Consider the following 9,544-nt stretch of genomic DNA (forward strand, 5'->3'; position numbering starts at 1 on the left):
TCGGACGCCACCGGCGATCGGGTGAGTCGTCCCCGGCCCGCCAGCCCCGGAACGCATCCCGGCTCGACGCCGATCCGAGTGAGCAGCCCCGGCCGGGCCGGAGCGGCCTTCGGCGAATTTCCCGCGTACCGGCTGTCGGTTCTCGTACCGTCGGGACGGGACGGGGCCTTCGGTCACCTGTCACCCGCCGACGCGGCGGAAACGTGACGTGCGGTACGCCCCACACCCGATCGGGGCGCACCGGTCGGGGTACCTGCTGATGGTTCGGCCGGAACTGACCGCCAGGCGTTGGCGGAGGCAGGAGTGGTCATGAAGATCGGAATCATCGGGTCGGGGCACGTCGGCGGCACCCTCACCCGTCGCCTGAGCGCCCTCGGTCACGACGTGACCGTGACCAACTCGCGGGGGCCGCAGAGCCTGGGCGACCTGGCGGCGGAGACCGGTGCGACGGCCGGCACGCTCGAGGACACGGTCCAGGCGGCGGAACTGGTCGTCGTCGCCGTCCCGGTGAAGGCCGTGCCGGACCTGCCGGCGGCGCTCTTCGACGGCAAGCTCGTAATCGACGCCGACAACTACTACCCGCAGCGCGACGGGGACATCCCCGACCTGGTCGACCGCAGCCTCAGCTCCAGCCGGTGGACCGCGGACCACCTCAAGGGCGCCCGCGTGGTCAAGGTCTTCAACACCATCCAGGCCGCGCACCTGATGGACGAGGGCAAGCCGGCGGGCGCCCCGGGCCGGATCGCCCTGCCGGTGGCCGGCGACGACGCCGACGCCAAGCGGGTGGCCATGGAGCTGGTCGACGAGTTGGGCTTTGACCCGGTGGACGCCGGCACGCTCGACGAGAGCTGGCGCCAGCAGCCGGACACGCCGGTCTACGGCACCGACCGCGACGCCGACGGGGTGCGGCAGGGGCTCGCCGAGGCGCGTCCCTGACGGGCGTACCACAGAGAAACGCCCCGCCGGCGACGATGCCCGGCGGGGCTTCTCGTGTCTGCGGCCGACCGAGGTCAGCCGGCCGGGTCGGGACCGCAGACGAAGCGTGGCTCAGGGGCGTAGCGCCAGCTGAACTTCTCCCGCTTGATGACCTTGCCGTTCTGGGTGATGACCCGGAAGGCGTCCTGCGCGAAGCCCACGCTGCCCGCAGCGGAGATGCAGTCGGGGCCGGGCTCCAGGTAGACCGTCTTGGGCTGGGTGATGTCCCGCCGGGGGCCGTACTCGGTCTTGACGCTGTCGTAGATCTTGGTGCTCCAGATCGACACGGTGATCGTGCTCGAGGTGTAGGAGGTGTCGATGAGTACGCCGTGCTTGGTGTTGTTGCGGAACTTGAAGTCGAGCTGCGGCCAGAAGATCGTCGACTCGATCACCGCCGGGTAGCGGCTGAAGTAGAACGAGTGCGGCTTGTGCTCGACGTCCTCCAGGCCCGCGTAGTAGGTGGCGTTGAAGAGCGTGGTGGTGAACTGGGAGACGCCACCGCCGACGCCGGGCACGAGCTTGCCGTTCACGATCGTCGGCGCGTCCTGGTAGCCCTGGTCGTAGCCGCGTTCGCCGGTGTGGGCGTTGAGGGAGAAGGTCTGGCCCGGCTGCACGATCGTGCCGTCGACGTCCTTGGCCGCCTGGACGATGTTCTGGCTGCGCGGCGAGGAGAGGCCGCCGGGGAACCGGGTGGTGAAGGTGGAGACCCGCTCCTTGATGCCCAGCTCCGCCAGCTTCGCCTCGCTCAGCTCCGGCTCGGCCGGCTTCAGGTCGGCGGTGACGGTCCGGCCGTCCGCCTTCGGCAGCACGGCGAGCAGATCCCGACCGAAGGTGCCGGCATCCAGCTGCCGGCCGGGTCGCCCGGGCACCACCTTCGGCTTGCCGCCGCTGATGGTCAGGCCGGCGTCCTTCGGCTCCACCTCGATCTTCGCCAGCCGGCCGTCGAGGGCGATGCGCAGCCGTTCGAGGTCGACCCGGGGGGTCAGCTTGCCCGCCTCGTCGGCGGAGAAGCGCAGGCTGCGGGCGATCGCGCTGGGCGGGATGGTGAGCGATCCCTGGGCGGTGGAGAGCTTCACCGGGGCGGCCACGGCCGGCTTCGCCAGCTCGGTCACCAGCCGCTCCACCTCCTCGCGGCCGGTCGCCGGCCACTTCTCGACCAGGGGCACGACCACCGGCGTGGCGGCGACCCATCCCGCCTTGACCGCCTCGGCCGCGCCGGTCCGGTCCAGGGTGAGCGCCGGCTTCGGGTAGACGGGCTTCGGGGTGGTGCCGGTGAAGATGATGGCCGGCATGGTCATCTCCCGGCCCTGGGCGCCCATCACCCGCCGCAGCGCGGCGTCCAGCCGGGCGGCGTCGACGGTCACCACCGGGTCGACCGTGCGGGAACCGACGAGCCGGTCCACCGCGTGCGCGTCGACCGCGGCGGCGGCCGCCACGGTGGCGTCCACGTCGACCGCGAGGCCGACGTCGGCGGGCCTGAGCTCGGCGCTCCGCTCGCCCACCGTCACCTTGACCGGGGCGCTGAGCGTCGCCGCGCGGCGGTCCAGCTCGGCGCGGAGCGCCCGGGCCGCCTCGGCGCGGCTCCGGCCGCCCAGTTCGGCGCCGAGCACGGTGGTGCCCCGGGGCACGTCACCCGCGTACGCCCAGGCGCCGGCCCCGACGCCGGCGGCGAGTACGGCGGCGGCGATCCCGCCGGCGAGCAGCACCCGGCCCCGCCGGAAGAAGGCGGGCCGGACCGGCGCCGGTGCGACGGCGGGTTCCGGCTCGTCGTCCGGCCAGCTCACCGCGGTGACCTTCACCGTGGGCCGGTCGTCGGCGGGCGGAGGTTTCTCCCCGTACAGCGTCACAGCTACCTCGATCGGAAGTACCACGTGGGGACCGCTCCCCCACCCGGAAGACAACTACGGTAACCAACGCTCGAGCAGGGCGGGAGTCGCCGCCCGGACGTCACACCGGCAGCGTGCCGAGCGGGCGGCACCGTGTCGCGACGATCGCCCGACCCGGGTCCCCGCCAGTGCGTGTGGCACGGTAGGCGGGTGCGGACGGATGAGCGTGGCCTGGCGTACGGCGGCGGATGGCTGGACCGGGCCGGCGGGTTGCGCACCGACCCGGGGTGGATCGCCGCGCGGCTGACCGACCGGGAGAGCGTCCTGCTGCCCTTCTGGCGGGATCGTTGCCTGGTGTCGGCGGAGCGCGTTCCGGTGCGCCGCGCCGCCCTCGACGGCGGTGGACTGCTCGGCGCCGCCGACGAGACGGTCTTCCTCGGCCTGGACGCCGGCCGGGCGCTCTTCGCCGTGGACCTGTCGGCCCGGCTCGAGTCGGAGGCGTTGGCGCTGGCCGGGGCGGCCGAGGCGGTCGACGTACGGGCGCTGGTGGCTGGGCTGGGCGCGGCCGAGGCGGCCGTGCAGGCGTACGCCAAGGGGCTGCTGCACTGGCACCGGGGGCAGCGGTACTGCGGTGGCTGCGGTGCGGCCACCCAGGTGCGGGACGGCGGGCACAACCGCTCCTGCACCGGCTCCGGCTGCGGGCGACTGCTCTTTCCCCGGATCGAGCCGGCGGTCATCGTGCTGGTGGAGGCGCCCGGCGAGCCCGGGCGCTGCCTGCTGGCCCGGCACCGGGGCGCGCCGGAGGGGTCGTGGTCGACGCTGGCCGGCTTCGTGGAGGTCGGGGAGAGCCTGGAGGACGCGGTGCGCCGGGAGTTGGCCGAGGAGGCCGGTGTGACGGTGACCGGGGTGGCGTACCAGGGTTCGCAGGCGTGGCCGTTCCCGGCGGGGCTGATGGTCGGTTTCCGGGCGACCGCCGCCTCCGAGGAGATCCGGGTGGACGGCGAGGAGCTGGTGGACGCGCGCTGGTTCAGCCGGGAGGAGCTGCGGGCCCGGGTGGCACAGGGGCGTCCGCTCGGCCGGATCGACTCGATCGATCACCACCTGCTGGGGTCCTGGTTGGACCGGCGGGGCTGACGGCCCGCCCGACCGGTCAGCGGGGTCGGCCGGACGGGTGATCGGAGGATCACCCACAGCGGTTTGTCAGGCCCCCGTTACCGAACTGTGATGTACAGCCGTGACGGCTACCACAGGTGAAACCCGACTGTCTTCCTGCCGTAATCGAGTCGATTTGCCCTGGACTCATTGCCGTCCGGACGTTAACCGATGGTAACCCTGGGCGATCTTGATACCACGAGTGTGTTACCCGTCAGTAGCAAGGGACTTGTGAGGTGTGTCGCTTCGCGAGAGCATCCAATCCGCGTAGTGCGCGGCCCGTCGGCACAACGGTCGCCGCGCCGCCCCGCAGCTTTCCCCGTCCCGAGTCGCGACCCGCGGTCGGTGACGCACCCCCGTCGAGGAGGACCTTGTGAGTGAATCGGAAGACCGCCAGGTGAGTGGCGGCACCCGCTGGCGTCGTTTCGCCGCGATGATGGTGCCGGCGACCGTCGTGGCCGGCGGCATCGTGCTGGGCATGGCGAACGGCGCCATCGCCGCCTCGTTCGCCGTCTCGGGCCAGACCTTCAAGGTGAGCGCCTCGAAGCTTGAGGGTGAGGGCTTCAAGCAGTACGGCGGCGTGGACCACGAGAAGGACGGCACCCTGCACCCGGTCGCCATCTCGGAGATCGGTAGCGCCAAGCTCTACGACCTCTGCCAGTCCGTCAACGCCAGCATCCCGGGCGTGCCGATCGTGCTGACCATCAACGCCGGTGGCAACGGCAACCCGGCGACCGCCAGCGACATGGTGATCGACATGGACTCCCTCGAGGGCGACGCGGTGTTCAGCAACATCCAGATCGGCCGCGACGCGACCGACCTCAACGCGAGCGCGCCGGCGAAGTCCTTCGGTCAGAGCGCCGACAAGGTCGTCATCACCGACCTGCAGCAGGTGGCCCGCTCCACCACCGCCGGCACCTTCACCCTGAACGGCCTCAAGCTCAAGCTGAACGTGGGAGCCTCCGCCAAGGAATGCTTCTGATCTGATGTCCGAGGCCCGCGGAGGGCGCCCTCCGCGGGCCTCGACCATGTCTCACCCCGTCAGCACAGCCAGGAGGAGTACGTGACAACCGCCGAGACGCAGCAGGCCCGGCCCAGCCGGTTCGGGCAGGCATGGCGTGGCTTCCGCCGGTGGCGGCGGACGCGGCCGTTCTGGGGTGGGCTCTTCACCGCGCTGGCCGGCCTGGAGATCTTCGCCACCACGCAGATGGACCTCAACGGCCTGAGCTTCAACTTCCACGTCGGGCCGACCGGATTCCTGTCCTGGCTGATCCCGGTCGCCCTGGTCGCCTGCGGGATGCTGCTCTGGTTCAGCCCGGAGCAGCGCATGTTCTACTCGATCGTCGCAGCGATCTCCGCGCTCTTCTCGCTGATCGGAGTCAACCTCGGCGGCTTCTTCATCGGCCTGCTGCTCGGCATGGTCGGTAGCGCCCTCGGCTTCGCCTGGGTGCCGGCCAAGAAGGCCCCGGCCGCCGAGCCGGTCGTCGAGGCCGGCCCGGTCGAGGAGGAGGACGCGGACGAGGACGCGGACGAACCGGCCCTCGTCGACGAGTTGCTGCCCCGGCAGCGCGAGGACGAGACGACCGGCGTGCTCACCGACACGCTGCCCGAGCCACGCAACCCGCTGCGGGAGCCGGCCCCCACCGAGTCCGCCGACAGCACGCAGGTGCTGCCGGCCGTCGGCCCGGACGCACCGGAGGGTCCCGGGTCCCGTGACCCAAAGCTGTACGCGATCCTGCTGGTGCTCGCCAGCGTCTCGGCGGCCGGCCTTTTCGCGCTGCGTGGTGAGCAGCCCGCGCTCGCCGCACCGACCGCCTGCCCGACCAGCACCACCTCCGCCGCCCCGCAGCCGTCGGACTCCGCGTCGGCCTCGGCCTCGGCCAGCCCGAGCCCCACGCCGGAGCCGACGTCGGACGGCAACCTGCTGACCGACATCATCGACGGCATCACCGGCCTGTTCACCGGCGACGACTCGGGCAGCGCCGAGCCTTCGCCCACCCCGACGCCGAGCAACTCGGACGCGCCGGCCGTCGCCGAGCCGACGGCCAGCGCCACCCCGGCCGAAGCCACCACCAGCGCCACCCCGACGCCCAGCGCCAGCTCCGCGGCGGAGCCCTCGACCAAGCCGAGCCGCACCACCTGCGTCGACGTGCAGCCGGCCAAGCCGAAGCCGGTCGAGGCGGGCCAGCCGCTGCCCCGGATCGCCGCCGAGTCGAGCCAGCCCACGGTCGCCGCGCAGCCCTCCAAGCTCACCGGCTCCAAGGTGACCATGACCGGGCTGCGCTTCGACGGCATCGTCGACCTGCCCACCCGCGCCGGCACCCTCAAGACGCTGAAGTTCAGCATGGACAAGGCGGTGACCGACGACTTCGTGCTGATGGCCGACGGCCCGTCGGGCAAGCACCAGCGGTACGTCACCGACCGGCTCACGGTCCAGGGGGACGTCGCCTTCTACGCCACCCGCTTCGTCGGGTACCTGCTCGGCATCAAGATCACGCTCACCCCGGACCTGCCGTTCCCGGACGGCATCCCGATCACCTCGCCGCTCCCGATCACCTTCACCGACCCGTCGATCGACCTCGCGTTCGTCGACTCGAACGTCCTCACCGCCACGCCGAAGCTCAAGCTCGACCTGGCCTGATCCGCCGGATGGACGAAACGGCCGGGAGCCGGAGGAGACCTCCGACTCCCGGCCGTCGCCACGCCTAGAGACGGGCCAGCGCCTGGCGCAGCGGGTCGAGACCCAGCGCGCCCAGGTCGAGCGCCTGGCGGTGGAACTCCTTGAGGTCGAAGTCGGCCCCCTTGCGGGCCTTCGCCTCGTCCCGGGCCTGGAGCCAGATCCGCTCGCCCACCTTGTACGAGGGGGCCTGCCCCGGCCAGCCGAGGTAGCGGTTCAGCTCGAAGCGCAGGGTCTCGTCCGGCACCCGGCAGTGCGCCCGCATGAACTCCCAGCCCAGCTCGGGCGTCCAGCGCTCGCCCGGGTGGAAGCCGAACGGGTTGTCCCGCGGGATCTCCAGCTCCAGGTGCATGCCGATGTCGACGATCACCCGGGCCGCGCGGAGCGCCTGGCCGTCGAGCATGCCGAGCTTGTCGCCCGGGTCCTCCAGGTAGCCCAGCTCGTCCATCAGCCGCTCGGAATAGAGCGCCCAGCCCTCGCCGTGCCCGGAGACCCAGCAGAGCAGCCGCTGCCAGCGGTTGAGCAGGTCGGCGCGGACGGCGGTCTGGGCGACCTGGAGGTGGTGACCCGGCACGCCCTCGTGGTAGACGGTGGTCACCTCCCGCCAGGTGGAGAAGTCGGTGATGCCCTGCGGCACCGCCCACCACATCCGGCCCGGCCGGGAGAAGTCCTCGCTCGGGCCGGTGTAGTAGATCGCGCCGTCGCTGGTCGGCGCGAGGCAGCACTCGATCCGGCGGACCTGCTCCGGAATGTCGAAGTGGGTGCCGTGCAGCTCACTGATCGCCTTGTCGGCCAGCGCCTGCATCCAGTCCCGGAACGCCTCCTTGCCCCGGATGGTGCGGGCCGGGTCGGCGTCCAGCGCTCGCACGGCGTCGTCGATGCTGGCACCCGGCCCGGCGATCCGGGCGGCCACCGCCCGCATCTCGGCCTCCAGGCGGGCCAGTTCCGCGAAACCCCAGGCGTACGTCTCGTCGAGGTCGACCTTGGCGCCGAGGAAGTACTGCGAGGCCAGCTCGTACCGCTCCCGGCCGGCGGCCTGCTTGTCCCGGCCGTGCGGGGCCAGCTCGTTGCGGAGGAACTGCCCGAACTCGGCGGTGGCCCCGGTCGCGGCGGCGGCCCCCTTGCGCAGCTCGGCACCGAGCGCACCGTCGGCCCCGAGCCGCTCGACCAGGCCGTGGAAGAAGTTGTCGCCGTTCGGGTCGGTCCAGATGTCGCACTGCTTGGCGACCTCGACCAGCTGCACCCGCGAGCTGACCTTCCCGGCCGCGGCCGCCTCACGCAGCGTCCGCTTGTAGCCTTCGAGGGCCGCGGGGAAGCCGTTGAGCCGGGCGGCGATGTTGGCCCGGGCGTCGTCGCCCTCGGTCGGCATGAGGTCGAAGACCATGCGGATCTCGTGCAACCCGCTGGCGATCACGTTGACCTCGCTCGCGGTCTCGCCGGCCTCGTGCCGGGCGAGGTCCAGCCCGAGGCGCTCCTGCATCGCCTCCTTCGCGGTCCGCTCGGCCTCGGTGTCCGGCTCGGTCACGTCGAGGTCGGCGAGGGTGCGCCGGACCAGGTCGGCGCGGGCCGCGTACCCCGCGGGGGAGAGGTCGTCGAGCTGGTCGTCGTAGCCGGCGATGCCGACGTAGGTGGCGCCGGTCGGGCTCAGCGGTGCCCAGTCGGCCACGTAACGGTTGGCGAGGTCATCGATTCGTCCCACGAGGCGACCCTACGTGACCGTGCCGCTTCGTTGTCGACCGTGTTTGCCGTGTTCACGGCAGCAGGTACGACGGGACGGGGAGCGCCGACGGTCCCGGTTCTGTGGCGGCCGACACGGCGTCCGATTTTCGCGGGACATCGTCGTACCCCTGCGGCAGAGTGTCAGGGGTGACGGCGCACTTCACTCCTGACCGGGCGGCGCTGCGGAGTTGGCTGCCCGGCTTCCTCGCACTCGGCGTGATCTGGGGCTCCAGCTTTCTCTTCATCAAGGTCGGGGTGACCGAGCTGCACCCGTTGCAGCTCACCCTCTACCGGGTCGCCACCGGTGCCGCGACGCTGCTGGTGATGCTGGCCGTGCTACGCGAGCGGCTGCCCCGCGAACCCCGGGTGTGGGCGCACCTGCTGGTGGTCGCCGCGTTCGGCGTGGCCCTGCCGTTCACCCTGTTCGGCTTCGGCGAGCAGCGGGTGGAGTCGATGCTCGCCGGCATCTGGAACGCCACCACGCCGCTGATCGTGCTGCCGCTGGCGGTGCTGGTCTTCCGCACCGAGCGGCTGACCGTGCGCCGGGCGGTCGGGCTGGCGTTGGGCTTCGCCGGCGTGCTGGTGGTCCTCGGCGTCTGGGAGGGCCTCGGCGGGTCGCACTTCACCGGGCAGCTCATGTGCCTGGGTGCCGCGGCCTGCTACGGGGTGGCCATCCCGTACCAGAAGAAGTTCATCGCCGGCAGCGCGTACTCCGGACTGTCGCTGTCGGCGGCGCAGTTGCTGGTCGCGACCGCGCAGCTGGCGGTGGTCACGCCGCTGGTGGCGGGGGCCCCGCCGGTGCCGACCGACCTCTCCCTGCGGGTGGTGGCCAGCGTGGCGGCGCTCGGCGCGCTCGGCACCGGGCTGGCCTTTGTGATCAACCTGCGCAACATCCGGGTGGCCGGGGCGAGCACCGCGTCGACCGTCACCTACCTGATCCCGATCTTCGCGGTGCTGGTCGGCGCGGTCGTGCTCGGCGAGCGGCTGAACTGGCACCAGCCGGTCGGCGCGCTGATCGTGCTCCTCGGCGTGGCGGTCGCCCAGGGCGTACTCGGCCGACGCCGGCCGCGGACGGTCGCCGGCGTGCCCGCGGTGCCGGCCGCCGAGCCCGCCGCTGAACCGGTCGCCCGCGCCTGATCCGCGGAACCGGTCGCCCGCGCCTGATCCGCCGGGCCGACGCCCAGCCGGTCTCGGG

Annotated in this window: 7 protein-coding genes; 5 read left to right on the forward strand and 2 right to left on the reverse strand. The window is 72.3% G+C overall.

Features of this window, described 5'->3' with window-relative positions:
* Positions 1–309: 309 nt before the first annotated feature.
* Entirely contained in the window at positions 310–936 is a 627-nt protein-coding gene (locus tag ACL02O_RS32375) for an NADPH-dependent F420 reductase (protein WP_412821989.1), read from the forward strand.
* 74 nt (positions 937–1,010) lie between these two features.
* Here the strand turns inward: ACL02O_RS32375 and ACL02O_RS32380 are convergent, their stop codons facing one another.
* Positions 1,011–2,822: a VanW family protein gene (locus ACL02O_RS32380; RefSeq protein WP_412821990.1), complete on the reverse strand. Its 1,812-nt coding sequence runs from the start codon at positions 2,820–2,822 to the stop codon at positions 1,011–1,013.
* A 189-nt stretch (positions 2,823–3,011) separates the two neighbouring features.
* Between ACL02O_RS32380 and nudC the strand changes: the two genes are divergently transcribed.
* The 3 genes from nudC to ACL02O_RS32395 all read left to right on the forward strand — a co-directional run bounded on the left by nudC (position 3,012) and on the right by ACL02O_RS32395 (position 6,594).
* Positions 3,012–3,935 (forward strand): NAD(+) diphosphatase, encoded by a 924-nt coding sequence (gene nudC / locus ACL02O_RS32385; RefSeq protein ID WP_412821991.1) that lies wholly within the window; start codon positions 3,012–3,014, stop codon positions 3,933–3,935.
* A gap of 451 nt (positions 3,936–4,386) precedes the next feature.
* The gene (locus ACL02O_RS32390) at positions 4,387–4,935 is read left to right on the forward strand and encodes a DUF6230 family protein (protein WP_412821995.1); all 549 of its coding nucleotides are present in this window, start codon (positions 4,387–4,389) and stop codon (positions 4,933–4,935) included.
* An 81-nt stretch (positions 4,936–5,016) separates the two neighbouring features.
* Complete coding sequence (locus ACL02O_RS32395) at positions 5,017–6,594, forward strand: DUF6114 domain-containing protein (protein ID WP_412821992.1); 1,578 nt, start codon at positions 5,017–5,019, stop codon at positions 6,592–6,594.
* Positions 6,595–6,658: 64 nt separating this feature from the next.
* Here the strand turns inward: ACL02O_RS32395 and ACL02O_RS32400 are convergent, their stop codons facing one another.
* On the reverse strand, positions 6,659–8,329 hold the full coding sequence (locus ACL02O_RS32400) for a DUF885 domain-containing protein (RefSeq protein ID WP_412821993.1): 1,671 nt from the start codon (positions 8,327–8,329) through the stop codon (positions 6,659–6,661).
* A 167-nt stretch (positions 8,330–8,496) separates the two neighbouring features.
* On the opposite strand from ACL02O_RS32400, the gene ACL02O_RS32405 reads away from it, so the two are divergent.
* Complete coding sequence (locus ACL02O_RS32405; RefSeq protein WP_412821994.1) at positions 8,497–9,486, forward strand: DMT family transporter; 990 nt, start codon at positions 8,497–8,499, stop codon at positions 9,484–9,486.
* Positions 9,487–9,544 lie beyond the last annotated feature (58 nt).

It is taken from the genome of Micromonospora mangrovicola (assembly GCF_047200535.1).
Taxonomy (GTDB): Bacteria; Actinomycetota; Actinomycetes; order Mycobacteriales; family Micromonosporaceae; genus Micromonospora.

Coding starts and splice junctions, on each gene's coding strand:
- ACL02O_RS32375 (WP_412821989.1), top strand. CDS start 310: ATGAAGATCGGAATCATCGGGTCGGGGCACGTCGGCGGCACCCTCACC.
- ACL02O_RS32390 (WP_412821995.1), top strand. CDS start 4,387: ATGATGGTGCCGGCGACCGTCGTGGCCGGCGGCATCGTGCTGGGCATG.